This is a genomic window from Paramuribaculum intestinale (genome assembly GCF_003024925.1).
In the GTDB taxonomy this organism is placed as follows: domain Bacteria; phylum Bacteroidota; class Bacteroidia; order Bacteroidales; family Muribaculaceae; genus Paramuribaculum; species Paramuribaculum intestinale.
Genome location: NZ_PUED01000026.1, coordinates 1 through 20,750, shown reverse-complemented (window position 1 = coordinate 20,750; position 20,750 = coordinate 1). Strand labels below are relative to the sequence as shown.

The window sequence follows — 20,750 nt, the reverse complement described above, 5'->3', positions numbered from 1 at the left end:
AGCTATGTCAATGCTGCCATATTGACTTAGATAGTGGCCGAAAAGTTCCGTGATGTCATTCATGTCTTGATAGCATAAAATGCTTTGATAAGTTTAGAAAAGGGTTGTCCTGTAAGTCCGTGATAAACGGACGTTCAAATTTAATCTTTTGCATTGACATGGGCAAACATCTATGATGAAAAGCATGGCTTTTCTGGAGCGAATCGTCATAACGGAATCTTCAATCGCATCATCAGCGGGATCTTTGGACTATCCTATAGCCTGAGATTTGAAAATGCTCGTCGGAGTACTGAAATGAATTCTAATTTTCAAATCTCAGGAGGTTGTCAGTGGACTGTTATTTGGAAAATTGTCGTAAAATTGAAAGGGGGAGTGGTGCTAATATAGTTGTAATATGGTTAATTTTAACGAAATACACAATCTTTAACCGGAAGGAGCTATCTGTTGAGGGAGTAGTAGTTGTTATAATATTGAGTCCCGAAAAAGATTTCAATCTGCAAATTGGGGATCTAAAACAGTATTGTGTTTGCAAATAGAAACAAAACAATGCAAACGGGAACAAGAGAAGGCTGAGATTTCAAAAGTGAATGATTTTCGATTGCAAATACCGCTATTTACAAATGTAACAACAACGGGAATTTAGAGTTGCAATAGCCAAAGTGATGCATTTCTAAATCAATCTCTGTAATTCACAAATGCAGTTAAGATCTCTGCGAATAGCTGTTAACAAATATTGTGCAGGTAGCTGTTTTGCTTGAAAATCATGCGAATTACGTTAAAAATATAAACAATCTCTTCAATAAATTCACCAGAATTATTGATTGATGTGCGTATTTCGGTTTGATTCATTAAGTTATGTTACTGAATGTCATACTTATACATGTCAATATATGTAGTGATGCTTTAATATATTACGTCGCGGGTTGTGTGCTGTTGGATTGTGGATGTAAACATCGTTTGCGAAATAAAATAACAGCGTGCGTAAAATGAAATTTGCATTATTCAAAATGTGTGATTATATTTGCATCATCGAATAATGCAAACACAAATTCAGATGGACATCGTTGCAAGACTAAATTCCTTTATTAACCAGCTGGGAATGCCTATAACTCAGGTGGCTGACAGCTGTGGTATTCCGCGTCCTTCCATGACGCAGTTGTTAAAAGGTCGCAACCAGAAGATCAGTGATGATGTGTTGCGTAAACTTCATGTGCGTTTCCCACGGCTTAACATTCTGTGGTTGCTGTGTGGCGAGGGAGATATGCTGCTTGGTGGAAATAATGAAACCTCAGAGGCTCAACCAGGGAGTGAAATGGACGCTGAAGCAGCAGAATTGTCTGTAAATCAGATGTCGCAACAGACAATAGATTTCGGTAATAAATCTTCGTCAGCTGATACTGTTTTAGCAGATTTCGGCTCTACGGTGGATGATAGCTCTGTGGCGTTTGAAAACAGTGGTGTGAACGTTGACGAAAAAGTATCGCCGGTATCCGCAAATGTGGATAAAAAAACAATCTCCTTCGTCCCCGGTGTGTCAGGGGAGAAGAAGATTGTAAACATTATTATATATTATAACGATAATAGTTTCGAAGCTTTCGTGCCAAAGGATCAGCGGAAGGATTGATTCCGCCGGCGATTCCTGACGCTATTGGAGCGGTAAGGACCGGTTTCAGATTACTCCTATCAGGTCGTTGATATTGTCAACTCCGTGGCATCGGCAATAATCGTCGATGTAGTCAATTACTTTGATAGTTGCCTGTGGGTCTATAAAGTTGGCTGTGCCTATTTCAATAGCTGAGGCACCGGCAAGGATAAACTCAAGTGCGTCGCGTCCGTTCATGATGCCTCCGAGGCCTATTACGGGTATTTTTACGGCCTTTGCGGTCTGCCAAACCATTCTTACGGCCACCGGTCTTACTGCGGGTCCGGAGAGGCCTCCTGTGACAGTCGACAGGCATGGACGACGGCGTTCGACATCCACTGCCATTCCCATGAGTGTGTTGATGAGCGAAACCGCGTCAGCGCCCTCGGCTTCTACTGCCCGGGCTATTTCGGTTATGTCGGTGACATTAGGCGATAGTTTGACAATGACAACTCCCGGAAACGCCTCTCTCACGGCACGTGTGACTGCGGCAGCGCCTTCGGTAGTGGTGCCGAATGCCATGCCTCCCTGTTTGACGTTGGGGCACGATATGTTGATCTCCACGGCATTGATCGAAGTTCTGTCCGCTATTCTGCGGCATACCTCAGCATAATCCTCAGGCGAAGCTCCCGACACATTGACTATGATCTCACTGTCTACGTGTTTTATGCGCGGATAGATGTGGTCGATCATATAGTCGATGCCTTTGTTCTGTAGCCCTACGGCGTTGAGCATGCCCGATGGCGTTTCGGCCATGCGCGGATATGGATTTCCCTCTCGGGCATGCAGTGTGGTGCCTTTGATTATAAAGCCTCCGAGGCGGTTGAGATCTATGAAGTCGGAAAACTCCTCGCCGTAGCCGAATGTGCCCGAAGCCGTAAGCACCGGATTCTTGAGCGTCAGCGATCCTATTCGGGTGGTCAAGTCTACTGCCATGTCAGTTGTGTTATGTTGAATACGGGTCCTTCAGTGCACACGCACACATTGCCTTTCACTGTGTTTTCCACGCAGCATAAGCAGGCGCCGAGTCCACAGGCCATCATGTTTTCGAGTGAAACTTCGCAAGCGACGTTGTTTTGCCGTGCTATGGCGGCCACGGCTTTCATCATCGGAGCCGGTCCGCAGCAATATATGCAGTCGATGTCCTGACTGTCTATTGCCGGATGCTGGGTGACGAGCCCATGAACTCCGGCCGATCCGTCGTCGGTGGCTACATGTACGGTGCCTATGCGTTTGAATTCATCAAGCTCGAGCAGATCGGCGCAGCTGCGCGCTCCAAGCAGAAACTCCGGAGTGTGGCCGCCGCCGGCAAGAGCATGGCCGAGATAAAGCAATGGAGCCACGCCAACACCGCCGCCAACGAGTAGCAGCCTCTTAGGTGTGCTGTTGTTTTCTTCAGGCATTGAGAATCCGTTGCCAAGAGGCAATATGATGTTGAGATGCTCTCCGGTCTTCATTTCGCAGAGCCGTGAAGTGCCCTCTCCGGCGTTTCTGACAAGAAGCCAGAGGGTGTTGTCGCTACGGTCTATGAAGTTGACCGATATCGGTCGGCGCAGAAATGTGTTCGGAGTGTCGGGGACTGCTACCTGTACAAACTGTCCGGGCATGGCTGTAGTCACTTCCGTGCCGTCTGTCGGAGTCAGCTTGAGGAGGGTATATGCCTCCGACAGATGCTGTGCCGATTTGACTGTGAAATCTTTGATTGTTTTTTTTACCATCTGTCTGTTGTGGATTATTGGCGTAAGGCCGATAGTGCAAAATTAAACAAAAAAGATGAAACAATCGTGGTTTTCTGTCGTTGTTTTAATATGGCAATACTACGTCTTTTACACACATTGTTGATCAGGGGTGCCATTGCGCTGGGTCTGTTCGCGGTTTCAACGTCATTGTCGGCTGCCGACTGGCTTCCTGATTCGCTTGGCCGCGGATTCGAAAAAAGCTATGTGGCGCAACCTGATGATTATGCCGGCAGCGTACGGTGCACAGTCGTAAGATACGACGCCCGTGGTGCTGCCGAAAAGTCGCGCAAGGGTGTTCTGTATATCCACGGTTTCAACGACTATTTTTTTCAGAAGGAGATGGCTCAGCAATTCGATTCGCATGGCTACAGGTTTTATGCTGTGGATCTCCGTCGTTACGGTCGGTCGCTCATGCCGGGTCAGAAGCCTTTTCTTGTCAGAAAGATCAGTGAATATTTCGCCGACATAGATTCCGCCATAAGTATCATGACCGATGCCGGCATCGACAGTATAGTCATCATGGGGCATTCCACAGGAGGATTGGTGGCATCGTGTTACATGGAGCACAATCCGCCGACAGCTGTGCATGCGCTGATACTGAACAGTCCGTTTCTGGAATGGAATCTCGCGTTGCCTGCCAGAATACTGGTGCCGGCCATTGCCGGGCTTGGTCGCATTTTCCCTTCTCTGACGATCCCTCAGAGTGGTTCGGTCTATGGCGAAAGCCTTGATGCCCGATGGCATGGGGAGTGGAGTTACAACCGTGCATGGAAACTACATGATTCCTCCGACGTGGATGCCGGATGGATCAGGGCTATCGAACGCGCACAGCTCAGTCTCAAACGGCATCCCTATGCCATCAAAGTGCCGATACTGCTTATGTACTCGGCACGCAGCTACAAGGGCGACAAGTGGACTCCCGAAGCACAGCGGGCCGATGCAGTGCTCGACGTGGCCGACATCCGCCGGGTAGGGATGCGTCTGGGTCATAAGGTGACTCCGCTTGAGGTTGAAGGCGGCATGCACGACCTTATATTGTCTTCGCCGGATGTGAGATATCCGTTATATGACAGAATTTTTGCATGGCTTTCGGAAAATTTATGAACATAATCAGCCGCAACTGTGTTATATTTGTGCATTGACAAAACCAAACCGTTAAACTCACAGCGATGAAAATGCCTACATACATTCAGCCAAAACTACCATACGCTCCCGACGAACTGGCACCGGCTATTTCGCAGGAAACAGTCGATTTTCATTATGGGAAACACGAAAAGGCCTATATTGACAATCTTAACCGTCTGATAGAAGGAACCGAATATGCCGACATGCAACTTGAGGACATAATCCGCAGCGCCAGCGGTTCGCTTTTCAATAATGCTTCCCAGGCGTGGAATCATATATTCTACTTCTTCACCTTTTCGCCTGATGGCGGCGGTGAGCCCGAAGGAGATCTTCGCAAAGCTATCGACAGTCAGTTCGGATCATTTGAGAAATTCAAAGAGGATTTTGTGGGAGCCGGTGTTTCGCTTTTCGGTTCGGGCTGGGTATGGCTGTCTAAGGACAATGATGGAAAACTGTTCATAACACAGTCATCCAATGCCGACAATCCTCTCACCGACGGTCTGACTCCGTTGCTCGCATTTGATGTGTGGGAACATGCATATTACCTTGATTATCAAAACCGGCGTGGCGACGCCCTCAATGCTCTGTGGAGCATCATAGACTGGGACGTCGTCAGCTCGCGTTACTGACACACAATACAACAAGCACAAGACAAAGCATAATGTGATGAATGGAAGGGGAGGTACCTGTGAAGGCGCCTCTCTTTTTTATGTCATGGAAATATCTCCAGAGGGGTGTGTACACAATGTGCGGCGGTCTGGCAGTAGTGGATGCCAGGTCGCCGCGCATTCAGTCATTGTGCCCGGTCACATCTCGTGTCTGTCGTCGTTGACAGTATCTCGTTCCGCCGTTTCGTCGGTCACGACCGATCCGTCAAACAGGTTGATTGTCCGTCGGGCGTATGATGCATCGCGCTGGGAGTGGGTCACCATAACTATCGTGGTGCCCTCGCGATTGAGCGAAGTGAGCAGCTCCATCACTTCCCGTCCGTTGGATGAGTCGAGGTTGCCGGTCGGCTCGTCGGCAAGAAGTATCACCGGATCGCCGACAATGGCTCTTGCGATAGCCACACGCTGTTGTTGTCCGCCCGACAGCTGTTGCGGATAGTGACGCGAGCGATGCGACAGATTGAGCCGTTGCAGCAGGTTGTCGACCTTTATGCGTCGCTCCTTTTTGGGTACTCCGAGATATGTGAGCGGGAGTTCGATGTTTTCGGCCACTGTCAGCTCGTCGATAAGGTTGAAGCTCTGGAATACGAATCCTATGCGCCCTTTGCGCTGTGATGTGCGCTGGCTCTCTTTGAGCGAGCCCATTTCTATGCCGTCGAGCAGGTAATTGCCCGATGTCGGATTGTCGAGCAGTCCGATGATGTTCAGTAGGGTTGATTTGCCGCATCCCGAAGGCCCCATTATAGCCACGAAGTCGCCTTTGGCTATGTCGAGATTCACATTGTTGAGAGCCTGAGTTTCCACATCCGATGTGCGGAACACTTTGTTGAGTTGTTTGATCTGTATCATGAGTGTCTGTTGTATTCAGTTATGTTTCGTTCAAAACAAATGTTGAGCCGATTATTCCGAACGCAGAGATTTTGACGGGTTTTCGTTGGCTGTACGCAGTGTCATGCCGGTTGATGCCAGAGCGATCAAAATAAGAATAATGATACCCGACAATAGATACATCGCTGTTATCGACGGAGCCTGCACGCTGAATTGTTCGAGCCAATAGCGGCCGATGAGCCATGCGGCCACCGAACCGAATATCACTGCCGGTATGGCTACTGTCATTACTGAACGGCATATCATCTCTATGACCTCGGCTGTAGAGGCGCCGTTGACTTTACGAATTGCGATCTCACGGCTGCGACGGTGCATCTCGTCGCGCATATAGCCGAAGAGCCCGATCATGCTGATAAAAAGTAATATGATAGCTCCGGTCATTATCATGGTGCGGAACACTTCCACGCTATGATACGTCTGCCGGTATTGAGTGCCGAGGCTGACGCAGCTGAAATTCGATGCTCCCTCCATGAGTTCTTTCTCATCGGCCATAAGGCTTGCATAGCTTTGTCCGAACGGTTCCTTGAGTTTCAGGAAAAAACGCTGACTCCATCCGTTGTCTTCGGTCATGGCCATGTAAGGTTGTTGTTCCTGATACAAAGTGCCGGTTATGAAATCTTTTATTATTCCGCACACAGTTACGTTCTGGTCGGATATCCTGAACTGTCGGCCTACGGCATCATTATCCTTCCACCCCATCAGTCTGGCAAACTCCTGATTGATCACGGCTTCCGAGCCGTCGGTGGCCTCCGGATATCTGCCATGCAGGAGTCTGAAGCCCATGAGTTCGGCAAAATCTTTGTTATTCCAATTGTCATAGCGCGAAGAAAACAGTGGGGATCCGTGGTCATCGCGTACAAACTCGCCGCTATATCCATATCCCGGAGGCATGCTGCCTATTGCCACCTGATCTACGTATGGAAGCGAAGCATAAACTTTCATCAAAGCCTCACGATGTTCTTTGCCGTCGTTGGAGCGGGTGATGCACACCACATTATCAGGTTCATATCCCGGATCGAGATCCATTATATAGTGATATTGGGCTATGACCATGGCCAACAGGCCGCCCATGAGCGACATTCCGGCAAATTCCACGAAAAGCAGAGAGTGTTTCCATCGGTGTTTTTTCTCTACAAAACGTCGGAAAACCTGACTGACAGGTATCTTGCTGAATACTACCGACGGTATAAGTGCAGCGATGCCGAATGTGAGCACTACGACTCCGGCAACCACCCAAAGACGGTCGGCCGAAATATAGGCGGCGAAATTGTCGTAGATGCTTTCTTGTGCAAACCGGCGTGCCACATAGAAGCAGAAGGCTGCAAAAACAAGCCCGACAGCGATTATGATCAATGTTTCTATGGCAAACATTGCGAATATCGTGCCTCGGCCGGCGCCGGAACACTTGTGCACGCCTATGGCTTTGGCGCGGCGGCTCAGAGCCGACAGCGACAGCAGCACGTAGTTGAGAGCGGTCACGATCAGAATAAGGGTGGCGAGAAGCGACAGAGTCCAGGTCGACATTCTGACAGACTCCTGCCCCCGGTACACATCGCGCAGAGGTATGGCGGCCGCTTTTAGCGAGAAATCATCAGTTGGTGGCACATTGGCTTCGATCACCTCCATTATTTTACGGTTTAGGGCTTCAGGGTCAGTTCCATCCTTAACCAGAATGTAATCAAACCATGAATCCCCGCCTTTCCATCCAAGGCCGCCCCAGTGGTTCTCCAGCAAGGTCGAAAGTGACACAATGAAGTCAGTGTTGATGGTGCTCTCTTCACCCCAGTCGCGATACACTCCGCTGACCTGAATCGGAATATCATCCCAGCCCGTCAGCATTCGTCCGACAGGTGATTCGTCGCCAAAGTATTTTCTGGCCATACGGTCGCTTATGTACATTTTGCCCGGCTGTGCGAGCCCATTATGGTCGCCATCTATGATTTCGACTCCGAATGTTTTGAAAAACAGTGAGTCGGCCACCATTACTATGCCTGGAAGAATTTCATTGTCTCGTGATATGTTGTTGCCGAAAAAGCGTCGTGTCATCACAGCCGCCTCAACCATATCTTCTCCGAGGGCACTGTAGACTCCTTCAGTGAGTTTTCCGACACACATTTCCTGCCATGACAACTCGTTGCCTCCGATCTTAAACTGCATGTTTAGCTGATATATGCGTCCGTAATCATTGAAGCAAGTGTCAATAAGATTGTCGTAAGCCACTCTCGCGAACAGGAAGCAGCTCATTGCGAGTCCAAGCCCGATTGACAGTATTTTCACGAGTGTGGATCCCCGTGAGTGCAAGAGGGTGCGGATCGCGAAATTAATTTTTTGCATTGTAGTGATTTTTTATGGTTGGTTTTGACGTATAATGATGCATTTATTGTGCCAAAAATGCAAAGTGTTGATAATTAGCATCAATTGTTCGATAGTCAGAAGTCAGATTGTTCGATATTTTTACACTGCTGTAAAATTAATTGACACGGATGCGGCCACACTCTTTATTGTATGGCCGTCAGTGAGGCGTATGCGGCATAGTATCGCAACAAAAAAATACCTACTTTTGCATCAAATGAAGAATGACAGTCATATACTCGTGGCCGACGACAACCGTGGTGTGCTTGAAGCGTTGGAATTGTTGCTCAGGCGACACTTCAGGCAGGTCACGCTTATTCGTAATCCGGCGGTGATAATGTCGGCTGTGGCTGACGGGCGTCCGGATGTGGTGTTGCTCGACATGAACTTTACGTCAGCGTTCAATAATGGCAATGAAGGACTATACTGGCTCGAAAGACTACGGGCAACCTATCCGCAGCTTCCGGTTGTGCTGATGACCGCATTCGCTGACATTCCTTTGGCTATCAAAGGCATCAAGGCAGGAGCTGCAGATTTCATACAGAAACCGTGGGATAACGACCGCATAGTGGAGATATTGATCGCCGCGGCCTCAAAGGTCAGAAAACATCGTGATGTTTCATGCAGTCCGGTCATGTACTGGGGAGAATCCGATGAAATGTCGAGGCTTAAAGATCTTGTCGGGAAAGTGGCTGCTACCGATGCCACAGTGCTTATAACAGGCGAAAACGGTACCGGAAAGGAACTGCTTGCCGAGGAGATTCATCGCTTGTCAGGGAGAGCAGAGCGTCCGATGCTTAAGGTCGACATGGGAGCTGTCAGCGAAACTCTCTTTGAGAGCGAGCTGTTCGGACATCGAAAAGGAGCGTTTACCGGCGCGGTTTCTGATCGCAAGGGCAAGTTGGCAGAGGCTTCGGGCAGCTCTCTGTTTATGGATGAGATCGGAAATATGCCGCTGCATCTGCAGGCCAAATTGCTGTCGGCTTTGCAAAACCGCCAGTTGACCGCGCTTGGATCCAATCATCCGGTATCGTTTGACATCAGGCTTATATGTGCCACTAATCGCAATATCGACGCCATGGTGGCTGATGGAGCGTTCAGAGAGGATCTGTTATATAGAATCAACACCATACGTCTGCATCTTCCACCGTTGCGGCAGCGAAAAGACGACATTCTGGTGCTTGCCCGACGCTTTGCGGCAGAGTTCGGAACGCGATACCGCGGATGCGAAATGTCTCTCAGCGATAGTGCGGCAAACCGTCTTGTAGGCTATCATTGGCCCGGAAATATCAGAGAACTACGTCATGCTGTGGAGAAGGCCGTGATAATATCCGGATCATCCGACACGCTTTCGGCTTCTGATTTCGAGCTGTCGACTGTGGCTTCTGTGAGCCCGGAGATACCTAAGGCTGCAATGACTATAGAGGAGATGGAGCGACAGATGATCAGTGAGGCCATTGACGCATGCAAAGGCAATCTCAGTGCGGCAGCACAGCAGCTCGGCATCACCCGACAGACACTCTACAACAAAATGCGACGCTACGCTCTATGAAAAAATTGTGGATCTCCATTGCGCTCTTGGTGATTGCTTCGGGGCTGGCCGGAGCCCTGCTTAAATCGGGAGAGTGGATTTTCGGTCTGATATCTATGGCTTTCGTGGCATGGGCAACACGTAATGTATTCGTTAAGACGACGCGTGAGAGAAGAGCTGTAGGCCTGCTGCTTGATGCTTTGCGCAATGACGATTATTCGCGACGTATTACCGGTCTGTCGGAAGAAACGGCCCTGCAGCTCTATGATATCGCTGGTATTCTGAGAAAATTAAAGAAAAACGCAGTAGAACAGGAACTTGTCCACTCTACAATATTGCGTCATATCAGCTCGGGCGTGATCCTGGTGGATAGTCGGGGATATGTCTTGATGGCCAATGACAAGGCATTGGAAATATTGGGTGTCAGTGTACTGACACATATCGATCGTCTGCAGGAGTGTGCGCCGGATATCGCCAGGAGCATAATCGAAATGCCTTCAGGAGGGGAGTGCCGTAAGGATATCGGTGATGGCTGTTCGGGTCGCAGAGTGCTGCATATCCACGCCCGCGTGCTTGAAGTCGCCGAAAAGACATTGACAACGATTGTTATTACTGACATAAGCCGGGAGATAGAGCGCAACGAAACTGAGTCGTGGATCAGGCTGACAAGGATGTTGGTGCATGAAATCAACAATTCGCTTACTCCCATAGTGTCCATAGCTGATATGCTGAAAGAAGAAAGCGATTCGGATGAAGCCGTGAGAGGCTTATCGGCTATAAGTCGTATATGCGGTGATATAAAGGAGTTTGTCAACGGTGTTAGATCTTTTTCGCATATCGCGGAGCCGAGCATGAGGCTCGTGGAGATCAGACCGCTTCTTGAAGATATATTGCAGTCGTGTCAAGGCGCTGGTAATGCTGACGTGTCAATAGTGTGCGACGGCAGTGTGATGGCCTGGACCGATCCGGCATTGTTGGGGCGCGCAGTCGGCAATGTCGTTCTTAATGCCTTTCAGGTGATGGAAACAGTCGTGACTCCACGATTATATATCCGAGTACGGGTTTCGGCTGATGAGAATGTGGTCATAGATGTGTCAAATAACGGCCCGAGAATATCCGATGCCGTAGCTAATGATATTTTTGTACCGTTCTTTACCACCCGTAGCGACGGGCAGGGGATCGGTCTGGCTTTGAGCCGGCGCATCATGATAGCTCTTGGCGGAAATCTGTCGTTCGTACCCTATTCGGCGTCCGATAGTGATTTGACTACTTTCCGTTTCGAAATCCGGTGATATAGCTTTGCCGCGACCCATGAGATCCCCTTGAAGCGCATGGCAGCCATTATCAACCGATATTTGGCTGACGGTCTGAACGGCAGATAATCAGCAAGGGAGCGTAGGGGAGTCACACGGTCAGTCAGATGGCCGTGGATTATCTGGGCGGCAAGAAAATCCATGATGTTGCGATAATAGAGACGCATATCGCCGTCGGCTACAGCATATTTCAGATGGAGTCGTCTGGTCAGTCTAACCGTACCGATATAGAAGTCAAATGTCTTCGAAAAAGATTCCTCTGAGCTGACTGATTTGTGCCCAACACTGTACAACAACGTTTTATCTGGCAGATAGGCTACAGCCATGCGCGATGCCATGGCGGCAATGATCTGTAGATCCTCACATGTATTATCGCTATGTCTGAACAGTTGCGGATCTTTTAGGTATTCGGCCATCATGGCGTCACGCCGCCACAATGCCGTCGATAGATGTGGGTATGGTCTTAACTCTCTGTTGAGAAGTGGCATCAAAATCTTTCCCTTTTCAAAGACTATTGTTTTCTCACTGTTATGCCGATAGGAGATTGTCTGTCCGTTGATGATGTCGTTAAACTCCCATGCCGTGTGTACCAGCCCCACATGGCTGTTCTGTTCCAAAAAATCAAACTGTTTCTGCAATTTGTACGGATCACTCCAGCTGTCGTCGCCCGCACAGTCGGCCAGGTATCGGCCTGTGCAATTCAGCATAGTGTCGAAGTAGTTGTCGATCAGCCCCTTGTTCCTTCGGTTGCAATATAGTCGTATTCTGTCAGGATAGTCTGTCTGATATTTTCGGCATATCTCAGCTGTCGCATCATTTGAGCCATCTTCACCGATCACTATTTCTATTTGTCCGTTGAAGCGCTGGGCGACAATCGATTCCAGGCATCGGGCTATTGTGGATTCCTGATTATAGGTCACTACGATGACTGAAATATCTGGCATATCTTTGGATATGGATTCCGGTGTTGATATTACCGATATCGGGTTCTCTGTGATTGGCATTACAAGATGAAATTTGGTGGCCTGTATCAGCAGACCCTATGATGCTCGTATTAGCAGATTGTTTTATGTTTGTATTATCAGACCTGCATATTATGACAACGCGAATTTAGTCACTTTATTGGCACAGCCAATTACATATCATAGCTTTTTCTTTATGAGACCAAGTCCATAGGTTTTATCTGTCTTATATGTCTTATATGTCCGATTAGCTCTATATAGTATATTTCCGGAGAGTTTGGAGCAGAGGATTCCCTTTATGTCCTATCCTTTGCCGCGCAATTTTACATAATAGCGGTTATGGGCAAAAAGTATATAGTCGTGAAAATGGGTATCCTACCATGTCATCAGTCAGAATCGTAAAAGTCGTTAATGATGGATATTCAGATATTCAAAACCCTGATATTTTGAAAATAAAGATACATTACGTAACTTTGCGAAAAGAACCAGATCACGATTATATTGCATGCAGTCAGCCATATTATCATCAACAATAGCAACGGTCATAAACCGTTCAGCCATGCGGTTTATGACCGTATTGGCCGTTTCGGTTATGTTGATGTTGTGCGGCTGTCTGCAGTTTCATCATCATGATAATGACGGGCATCTTTGCATGCATGTCGCTGCGTCAGATCATCATGCTGACAAAAATGACATCGGATCCGAACCCGATGAATGTTCGCTGCATCTGCCGTCGGTTACCGACCAAAAACGTATAGAACACTGTGTGTCAGTGCAGCAGTTTGATATCCTGTCGGATCTTTGTCCCGCTTATGGCTGGTGTCCGATCCTTTTGTTTGCAGTCACCAAGCTAAAGACCGAATATCAATATCCCGTATTATCCGATAAACCATTCAGATACATTAGTTTCAGAGCACCACCGTGTGCATGATATTTCTGTCATAGAAAATATCTACACGTTAAATAAAGTTCTAACTATACATCTGAAACAAATATGAATCGGAATATCAGTATTATACTCCCCTGCTTTGTCGCGGCCTTTTCAGTCATGTCGTGCGGGGAACACCACCATGCGGAATCAAAAGAGGAAGCACATCTCGATCATGATCACGGTGAGGAAATCGTGATACATCATGAAGAAGCCGAACGGTTCGGAATCAAGACTACAACTATTGCTCCGGCTGAATTCCATAGCATCATTCCAGCAAGTGGTTCAATAGAATACGCACCTGAAAGCAACATCATGATAAGCAGTCCTGTCGCCGGACGACTTACATTTGCAAGCCGTATTTCGGTGGGTTCGTCAATCAGCGCAGGCCAGCTTATAGCCGATATACGGCCTGAAGGCGTAAGTGGAGGCAATGTCGATGCCGCAGCCAAGGCTCGTATGGATGCCGCCCGCCGCGAATTGGATAGAATCACTCCTCTGTATGCCGACGGCATCGTCACAGCACGCGATCTGAATGCCGCACGTCAGGCCTATCAAGAGGCTCAGGCGGCCTATTCGTCGACTGCGGCATCAGGCAGAGTCACATCGCCGATCGCCGGCATTGTCGCCGCATTGCCGGCTAATAACAATGAGATCGTAGGCGTCGGTACGCCAATAGCCATAGTTGTACGGCAGGGACGCTTGACCTTAAGAATCGAGGTTGCTGAAAAGTACTACCCTGCTCTTGCCGGAGTGACTTCATGCAACATTCTTACTCCCGGATCCGACCGATGGATTGCGCTCAGCGAGCTCGATGGCCGCAAAGAGGGCGTAGTTTCAGGCAACGCCACTGAATCAAGACAGGGATATGTGACAGTCATATTTTCTTTTGTCAACGACGGTTCTGTCAGCCCAGGTGCATTCGCCGAAGTCAATATGTTGTCACAGCCAATACCTGACGTTATTTCTATCCCGGCTGAGGCTGTAACCGAACAGCAGGGACAGACATTCGCTTATCGTCGCATAGACGATCACGGATATGAAAAAGTGCCAGTAACGTGCGGAATGACCGATGGCCGGATGATAGAGATTAAAAGCGGACTGAAGCCCGGCGATGAAGTCGTGACCGAAGGCACTGTGTTCGTCAAACTTGCTGAAACCAAGGGGAATGCTCCTGAAGGACATTCTCATAATCATTGATTTTTTGACGATATGCTAAACAAGATATTAAGGATATCGCTCTCCAACAGAGCGATCACACTCATTATATCCGGGCTGTTGCTCATCTGGGGTTGTCTGACCATGCTTCGCACCGATGTCGATATTTTCCCCGATCTCAATGCGCCCACGGTGGTAGTGATGACTGAAGCTCCTGGAATGGCGCCTGAAGAGGTGGAAAAAACAGTTACATTCCCTATTGAAACGGCGCTTAACGGAGCTACCGGAGTCAGACGGGTGCGCTCTTCGTCATCTACAGGATTCTCAATCGTATGGGTGGAGTTTGACTGGGATTCCGATGTCTACAAATGCCGCCAGACTGTAGGCGAAAAACTGTCGTCTGTGGCATCCGGGCTTCCCGCGTCGGTCGGAGCGCCGACCCTTGGTCCGCAGTCGTCAATACTCGGCGAAATGCTGATTATCGGCCTGACAAGCGATTCCACATCGATGATGCAACTCCGGTCGATTGCCGACAGGATCATAACTCCTCGCCTGCTTTCGCTCGAAGGCGTTTCGCAGGTGTCTGTGATAGGCGGTGACGTCAAGGAATACCAGATTTTGCTCTCTCCCGAAAGAATGAGACACCACGGCGTGAGTCTTGACAACGTCATGGAGGCAGTGGAATCTTTCAACGACAATGCTTCGGGAGGCATCCTTTACGATTATGGCAACGAATACCTGATCAAGGGTGATATCACGACTGTCAGGGCTGAGGAAATAGAGCTTGCGGCAGTGGCAACGTCGTCGGGAAAACATGTGACTATCGCCGATATTGCCGAAGTGAAGCTCGGACCGCAGACACCACGGCTCGGAGCCGCATCGGTCAATGCTGAACCGGCTGTGCTTATCACAGTCACCAAGCAGCCGCATCAAGGCTCCAAGGAGTTGACAAATAATATCATATCGGCTCTTGACGATATCACTGCCACACTTCCCGCCGACATCCACGTGTCGACCGACATATTCAGGCAGAGCGATTTCATCGATGCATCTATATCCAATCTGCAGACCTCACTGTTCGAAGGCGCGGTTTTTGTCATCGTGGTGTTGTTTTTCTTTCTTATGAATCTGCGCACGACATTGATTTCGCTTGTAGCGCTTCCACTTTCCATCATTGTCACACTGCTTATTCTTGGCAAGTTGGGATTTACGATCAACACCATGAGCCTCGGAGGCATTGCGATCGCAATCGGATCGCTTGTGGACGATGCCATAGTGGATGTGGAGAATGTATATCGACGGCTTAAATCCAACCACCTGATGCCCCCTTCGTCACGCCAGCCGGTGATCAGCATCGTCTACGAAGCATCGCGAGAAGTGCGTCTACCAATCCTCAACTCATCACTGATCATCATAGCAAGCTTCCTGCCGCTATTTTTTCTTTCAGGTATAGAGGGCCGCATGCTTAAACCGCTCGGCATATCGTTTATAGTGGCTCTGACAGCATCCACGATCGTGGCGCTCACAGTCACCCCCGTTCTCTGCAGCTATCTGCTTGGCTCGGAGAGAGCGGCTAAGGCACTCGACAAAGATCCGTGGCTGACACGGAAGATACGTGCCGTCTATGCCGGTCTGCTCGACTGGGCTATGCGCCGTCAGCGCATTGTGTTGGTTACCACTGCCCTGCTCTTTATGGTCGCAGCCGGAATATTCTTCACGCTTGGTCGCAGCTTCCTGCCTCCGTTCAATGAAGGATCGCTGACGATCAACATCAGTGCGCTTCCCGGCATATCTCTTGAGGAGAGCGACAAGGTCGGACGTGAGGCCGAACGCATCATTCTTTCCACACCGGAGATCATCACCACCGCCCGAAAAACCGGCCGTGCCGAACTCGACGAGCATTCATTCGGCGCCAACGTTTCGGAGATTGAAGCGCCATATCGTCTTGACGGACGATCGCGACGTGAAATGGTCAACGAACTCCGCCATAACCTGTCGGCTTTGCCCGGTGTCAATATCGAAATCGGACAGCCCATAAGTCATCGCATCGACGCGATGCTTTCAGGCACAGAAGCACAGATAGCCATCAAGATCTTTGGCGACAACCTTGAGACTCTGCATCATCTGTCGCTTCAGATCGGCGAAAATATAAAGCAGATCCCGGGTGTGGTGGATGTAAATGTCGAACAAGCCACCGGACGCCCGCAGATTGATATCAGGCCGCGACGTATCATGATGGCCAAGTATGGGGTCACCAATCAGGCACTGGCCAAAGCCATCAACGTCATGATTGCCGGACAGCCCGTATCGCAGGTATATGAGGGCAATATGCCCTATGATGTGACTGTAAAAGCTTCCGACAGAGCCCGCTCTACTATCGACAATATGTCGGAAATAACCGTAGAGAGCGATCAGGGCCCGATACCCTTGAGCTACGTCGCCGAGATTGTTTCCACGACCGGTCCAAATACAGTCAACCGCGAGAATGTCAGCCGCCGGACTGTTGTTTCGGCCAACGTCGACGGGCGCGATCTTCGCAGCGTCATCAATGATATCAGGAGCAGCATCGATGCAGATGTCACACTTCCTGAAGGCTATCACATCGCTTACGGCGGACAGTTTGAAAGCGAGGCATCAGCTTCGCGCACTCTTCTGTTGGCTTCAGCCGCCGCTCTGTTGGTGATCCCGTTGCTGCTATATCAGGAATATAAGAACTTCAGGCAGCCGCTTATCATCATGATCAATATGCCGCTGGCCATGATAGGTGGTATTCTTATACTTCGTGTCACATCCGGCGAAATCAATATTCCGGCCATTATCGGCTTTATAGCACTGCTCGGCATAGCCACCCGCAACGGAATGCTTCTTATATCGCGCTATAACACTCTCAAAGCCGAAGGAGAAGGATTGTCAGAACGTATCCGCCATGGATCGGTCGACCGTCTTAATCCTATCATCATGACGGCACTGACATCGGCGCTCGCACTCATTCCTCTTGCTGTAAGAGGATCAGAGCCGGGCAATGAGATACAATCCCCTATGGCTATAGTGATTCTCGGCGGACTGCTGACGTCCACTTTCCTCAACCTTGTTGTTGTACCGGTCATTTACAGAATTTCAGAAACATATAATCAACGGAAATGAAATCGATACTATTGTTTTTGGCTATTATATCGCCAGTCGCAGCGTCGGCGCAGACTGCATTGGATTTCAACCGTGAGGCCTATATAATGGCTTCCGGCAGCTATTCGCTTGCAGTCGATTCGCTGTCGCTTGCTGTCGACATGGAGGATCTCAAAAGTTCCAACAATCTGCAGGATCCTGAAATAGAGATAGGATACCTGTGGGGTGAGAAACCAACCGGCAATAAATGGAATGTCAGCGTAAGTCAAGGATTCGACTGGCCCGGAGCCTACTCGGCCAGAGCCAAGGGTATCAAGGCTGCGCAGGAAGTCATAGGGCTTACCCGCCGGGCAGGGCTGCTTTCAAGAATGCTTGAAGTCAAACAGGCCATGATCGACGTTGTTTATTCAGCTAAAAATATGATGCTTACGCGTCAGATGACCGATACGATAGCTTCAATGTGTGCTATATCCCGCAAGGCTATGGAAGGTGGCGAGATCACCCGGCTCGACATGAATATGATGGAAATCGTGCGTATAGGCATGGAGGAGGAACTCCGCACCGCCGTGGCGGAGTTCGACGACAAGGTTGCCGCACTGACAGTGCTGAATAACGGGCACGACTGCTCTACTCTGGTTGAGCGTCTGACTGATTATCCCGACGAAATGATACTTCCGTTGGAGTCATATCAGCGTCAGATCACCGAAAATGACCCGATGATTAAGGCAGGGCGCAAGCAGATGAAAGTTGACGAAAAAATGGTCAAAGCCAGTCAGATGATGTCATATCCGGGGGTCTCTGTGGGATATACGTATGAAAACGAAGGCGATGAACGATGGCATGGAGTCACTTTCGGACTGACATTGCCTATCTTCTCCAACCGGCATGCGACATCCAAAAGCCGACTGACAGCCATGCAGAATCGCCTGAAGGCCGAAACCGCTCTTAACGAGGCGACAGTCATGATTGAGAACGATCGTCGCAAAGCACTCGATCTATATCGCAATTACACGAAGTATGATAAAGTGATAAACGGCGATGACAATATCGCACTGCTCAGGAAGGCGTATCGTGCAGGACAGATGACCTGCATAGAATACCTTACGGAAGTCAAGTTCTTTCTTGAGGCACGGCGCACTTTCCTTCAGACAGAGTATCTTTATCACCTTGCCCTCGCACGCCTCAACCGTTATTCGATGACGTTCTGATTCCCGCTCAGTGTTCCTGAGGATTCCACCATGATTTCTCAAACTATAATGCAGCAGCGCCCGGTGTCGTCTGATATCACCGGGCGCTGTTGTTTTAATGGATCAGATCACTCTTTCTCTCTGAATGTGCGAGCCATCTGGCTGCGTGCCACGTCGAGCTGGCGTTCCAGACGAGTCTTCTCAAGCTGCGCCTTATGAAGGCGTCCCACTATCACCGATGCCTTGTGCACGCTTCCAAGAGCCTCGGCTTGATCTTTAGGAAGAGTCATGGTGTGATTTTTCTTTTCGCCGAAAAATGTGGCCTTGATCTCGTCGCCGGTATGCCTTTCGGCAAATACGCCGAGAGTGTCGCATTCCGAAGGCATAAAATTGATGATCTCTACTCCGCGGCTTCTGTCGTTGCGTTCGCCGTCGTGTGCTACACGTGCCGACATCACTTCATCATCGCCCGATTTAAGGCCTACGGCCGTGCTCTCTGTGCCTTTGGGACAACTCGATACAACAGTATATATACCGTCGGCACTCATTCTCGCATAAAGTCCCGGTTTTTCGGCCGGCACCTTCCCTTTAAGGGCTTTGGTCGTGTAGTATCCCTCAAAAGAATCTTCTACAAAAGCCATGACATCCTTGACGGCATCGGCCTCGATGGTGAGCTGTACAATCATGCTGTCGGCCGTCGACAGCTCTTTGAGCGTTAACATTTCCATTATGCGAGGGCGAAGGCTCATGGCGTCGCGGCGCACCTCTACCTCCGCGGCATAACGTGAGTCGACCGAATCAAGCAGTGCAAGTGCACCGGGATAATCGCCCGATACCGCCATTGACTCGGCCTGCGAAAGCAGTTCACGGGCAGCCTTTGAATTATCCGAACAGCCCGACAATATCATTATCGAGAGGCTTCCGGCAAGCATACTTTTACAAAATGCGTTCAACATCTTTTACTCCTTTTACAGTTTTGATTTTTTTGATCAGATTGCCTAATGTGGCTATGTCGGACACGCCAACTGTCATTGTGCCTTTGAACAGACCGTCATGTGAATCAATGGCGATGCTGCGCAGACTCGTGTCCTTCTCTTTGTTGATAATTGATGAAATGTTGGTCACGATGCCGATATCGTCGTGTCCTACGACATGGAGCGTACATGCAAACTGATGCCCGTTTTTGCCCGACCATCTCACCGGTATCACCCTGTAGGGATAACGCAGTCGGATGTTCGACGCGTTCGGACAATCCTCCCGGTGGATCTTTATGACACCCTCTGACGAAACAAAGCCAAACACCTTGTCGCCATATATGGGATTGCAGCATTTCGACATACGATAGTTGACCCCTTTTATATTGTCGCCGATCACCAGCACATCGTTGGCCTGCGAATCGTCATCGGTAGGCTGTTGCAATGAGAATTCCTCGGCCGATCGCACCTCTGCCGCGACTTCCTGATGACTGTCTATGTTTTCCAGACAGGTCATCACTGTTGCAGGATCGATAGCCTCCTCGGCAATACTGCAGTAAAAGTCGGTAGCTGTTTTGAAACCAAGCTTCTTGATCACTTTCGTGATTGTCGCGTCGTCGGCTTCCACCTTTCGGTTCTTGAAACGGCGCTGCAATATCTCTTTACCGAGTTCGGCCGATCTCTGCCGGCGTTCGTTAAGGCTCTGGCGTATCTTGTTTCTGGCCTTCGAAGTGACCACAAAGTTGAGCCAGTCGGCCTTCGGGGTCTGATTGCTTGAGGTTATGATCTCTACCGTGTCGCCGCTGCGCAGCTTATGGTTTATGCGACATGTGCGGCCATTGATTTTTGCCCCTGTGCAGGTGCATCCTATTTTCGAGTGGATATTGAATGCGAAGTCGAGCACTGTGGCGCCGAGAGGCAGCTGGAACAGATCGCCTCTCGGAGTGAACACAAACACCTCTTCCTGATAAAGATCCATCTTGAAATCCTTCATCAGTTCCAACGGTCCGCCCTGAGGATTTTCCATCGCCTCCCTCACCTGGTTCATCCACGCATCAAGATTGTTTTCGCTCTTGATACCCTTGTATTTCCAGTGCGCGGCCACACCCTTTTCGGCTATTTCGTCCATCCGGCGTGATCTTATCTGCACTTCCTGTCTC

General features: G+C 49.4%; 15 protein-coding genes. 8 read left to right on the top strand and 7 right to left on the bottom strand.

Annotation, left to right across the window (positions count from 1 at the left end; all coding sequences use genetic code 11):
* The first annotated feature begins 1,054 nt into the window (after nucleotides 1-1,054).
* On the top strand, nucleotides 1,055-1,624 hold the full coding sequence (locus C5O24_RS03635; RefSeq protein ID WP_133165453.1) for a helix-turn-helix domain-containing protein: 570 nt from the start codon (nucleotides 1,055-1,057) through the stop codon (nucleotides 1,622-1,624).
* Nucleotides 1,625-1,669: 45 nt separating this feature from the next.
* Here the strand turns inward: C5O24_RS03635 and C5O24_RS03630 are convergent, their stop codons facing one another.
* Entirely contained in the window at nucleotides 1,670-2,578 is a 909-nt protein-coding gene (locus C5O24_RS03630) for a dihydroorotate dehydrogenase (protein WP_107034753.1), read from the bottom strand.
* Nucleotides 2,569-3,360 carry a dihydroorotate dehydrogenase electron transfer subunit gene (locus C5O24_RS03625; protein ID WP_107034752.1) on the bottom strand — a complete coding sequence of 264 codons (792 nt, stop codon included), beginning with the start codon at nucleotides 3,358-3,360 and terminating at the stop codon, nucleotides 2,569-2,571. Before C5O24_RS03625 ends, C5O24_RS03630 begins: the two co-directional genes overlap by 10 nt.
* A gap of 90 nt (nucleotides 3,361-3,450) precedes the next feature.
* On the opposite strand from C5O24_RS03625, the gene C5O24_RS03620 reads away from it, so the two are divergent.
* Together C5O24_RS03620 and C5O24_RS03615 are read left to right on the top strand one after the other, a co-directional pair.
* Nucleotides 3,451-4,485 carry an alpha/beta hydrolase gene (locus C5O24_RS03620; protein WP_161553793.1) on the top strand — a complete coding sequence of 345 codons (1,035 nt, stop codon included), beginning with the start codon at nucleotides 3,451-3,453 and terminating at the stop codon, nucleotides 4,483-4,485.
* A 71-nt stretch (nucleotides 4,486-4,556) separates the two neighbouring features.
* The gene (locus C5O24_RS03615; RefSeq protein ID WP_202613057.1) at nucleotides 4,557-5,135 is read left to right on the top strand and encodes a superoxide dismutase; all 579 of its coding nucleotides are present in this window, start codon (nucleotides 4,557-4,559) and stop codon (nucleotides 5,133-5,135) included.
* A 177-nt stretch (nucleotides 5,136-5,312) separates the two neighbouring features.
* On the opposite strand, the gene C5O24_RS03610 is transcribed toward C5O24_RS03615, so the two are convergent.
* Nucleotides 5,313-6,023 (bottom strand): ABC transporter ATP-binding protein, encoded by a 711-nt coding sequence (locus C5O24_RS03610; protein ID WP_107034750.1) that lies wholly within the window; start codon nucleotides 6,021-6,023, stop codon nucleotides 5,313-5,315.
* Between the two features lie 51 nt (nucleotides 6,024-6,074).
* A complete protein-coding gene (locus C5O24_RS03605; RefSeq protein ID WP_161553792.1) occupies nucleotides 6,075-8,339 on the bottom strand; it encodes an FtsX-like permease family protein in 2,265 nt (754 codons plus the stop codon).
* A gap of 292 nt (nucleotides 8,340-8,631) precedes the next feature.
* On the opposite strand from C5O24_RS03605, the gene C5O24_RS03600 reads away from it, so the two are divergent.
* On the top strand, nucleotides 8,632-9,966 hold the full coding sequence (locus C5O24_RS03600) for a sigma-54-dependent transcriptional regulator (protein ID WP_107034748.1): 1,335 nt from the start codon (nucleotides 8,632-8,634) through the stop codon (nucleotides 9,964-9,966).
* Nucleotides 9,963-11,237 (top strand): sensor histidine kinase, encoded by a 1,275-nt coding sequence (locus tag C5O24_RS03595; protein ID WP_161553791.1) that lies wholly within the window; start codon nucleotides 9,963-9,965, stop codon nucleotides 11,235-11,237. Before C5O24_RS03600 ends, C5O24_RS03595 begins: the two co-directional genes overlap by 4 nt.
* Here C5O24_RS03595 and C5O24_RS03590 read toward each other — a convergent pair.
* Nucleotides 11,186-12,202, bottom strand: coding sequence for a glycosyltransferase family 2 protein (locus C5O24_RS03590; protein WP_161553790.1), 1,017 nt, complete (start codon nucleotides 12,200-12,202; stop codon nucleotides 11,186-11,188). The two genes, C5O24_RS03595 and C5O24_RS03590, sit on opposite strands and share 52 nt — an antisense overlap.
* A 1,012-nt stretch (nucleotides 12,203-13,214) precedes the next feature.
* Between C5O24_RS03590 and C5O24_RS03585 the strand changes: the two genes are divergently transcribed.
* From C5O24_RS03585 to C5O24_RS03575, 3 genes are read left to right on the top strand one after another with little or no spacing between them, the layout of a single operon-like run.
* Complete coding sequence (locus C5O24_RS03585; RefSeq protein ID WP_107034745.1) at nucleotides 13,215-14,348, top strand: efflux RND transporter periplasmic adaptor subunit; 1,134 nt, start codon at nucleotides 13,215-13,217, stop codon at nucleotides 14,346-14,348.
* Between the two features lie 12 nt (nucleotides 14,349-14,360).
* Entirely contained in the window at nucleotides 14,361-17,450 is a 3,090-nt protein-coding gene (locus C5O24_RS03580; protein ID WP_107681471.1) for an efflux RND transporter permease subunit, read from the top strand.
* Nucleotides 17,447-18,637, top strand: coding sequence for a TolC family protein (locus C5O24_RS03575; protein ID WP_107034743.1), 1,191 nt, complete (start codon nucleotides 17,447-17,449; stop codon nucleotides 18,635-18,637). The genes C5O24_RS03580 and C5O24_RS03575 overlap by 4 nt, the downstream gene beginning before the upstream one ends.
* A gap of 107 nt (nucleotides 18,638-18,744) precedes the next feature.
* Here C5O24_RS03575 and C5O24_RS03570 read toward each other — a convergent pair whose 3' ends face one another.
* Together C5O24_RS03570 and C5O24_RS03565 are read right to left on the bottom strand one after the other, a co-directional pair.
* A complete protein-coding gene (locus C5O24_RS03570; protein ID WP_107034742.1) occupies nucleotides 18,745-19,548 on the bottom strand; it encodes a hypothetical protein in 804 nt (267 codons plus the stop codon).
* A gap of 4 nt (nucleotides 19,549-19,552) precedes the next feature.
* A partial coding sequence (locus C5O24_RS03565; RefSeq protein WP_133165452.1) for a TGS domain-containing protein occupies nucleotides 19,553-20,750 on the bottom strand: 1,198 nt, incomplete at its 5' end.

Excerpts from the sequence above, each read along its gene's own strand:
- C5O24_RS03595 (WP_161553791.1), top strand. The coding sequence starts at position 9,963 with ATGAAAAAATTGTGGATCTCCATTGCGCTCTTGGTGATTGCTTCGGGG.
- C5O24_RS03615 (WP_202613057.1), top strand. The coding sequence starts at position 4,557 with ATGCCTACATACATTCAGCCAAAACTACCATACGCTCCCGACGAACTG.
- C5O24_RS03630 (WP_107034753.1), bottom strand. The coding sequence starts at position 2,578 with ATGGCAGTAGACTTGACCACCCGAATAGGATCGCTGACGCTCAAGAAT.
- C5O24_RS03635 (WP_133165453.1), top strand. The coding sequence starts at position 1,055 with ATGGACATCGTTGCAAGACTAAATTCCTTTATTAACCAGCTGGGAATG.
- C5O24_RS03610 (WP_107034750.1), bottom strand. The coding sequence starts at position 6,023 with ATGATACAGATCAAACAACTCAACAAAGTGTTCCGCACATCGGATGTG.
- C5O24_RS03580 (WP_107681471.1), top strand. The coding sequence starts at position 14,361 with ATGCTAAACAAGATATTAAGGATATCGCTCTCCAACAGAGCGATCACA.
- C5O24_RS03590 (WP_161553790.1), bottom strand. The coding sequence starts at position 12,202 with ATGCCAGATATTTCAGTCATCGTAGTGACCTATAATCAGGAATCCACA.
- C5O24_RS03575 (WP_107034743.1), top strand. The coding sequence starts at position 17,447 with ATGAAATCGATACTATTGTTTTTGGCTATTATATCGCCAGTCGCAGCG.
- C5O24_RS03585 (WP_107034745.1), top strand. The coding sequence starts at position 13,215 with ATGAATCGGAATATCAGTATTATACTCCCCTGCTTTGTCGCGGCCTTT.
- C5O24_RS03625 (WP_107034752.1), bottom strand. The coding sequence starts at position 3,360 with ATGGTAAAAAAAACAATCAAAGATTTCACAGTCAAATCGGCACAGCAT.
- C5O24_RS03600 (WP_107034748.1), top strand. The coding sequence starts at position 8,632 with ATGAAGAATGACAGTCATATACTCGTGGCCGACGACAACCGTGGTGTG.
- C5O24_RS03570 (WP_107034742.1), bottom strand. The coding sequence starts at position 19,548 with ATGCTTGCCGGAAGCCTCTCGATAATGATATTGTCGGGCTGTTCGGAT.
- C5O24_RS03620 (WP_161553793.1), top strand. The coding sequence starts at position 3,451 with ATGGCAATACTACGTCTTTTACACACATTGTTGATCAGGGGTGCCATT.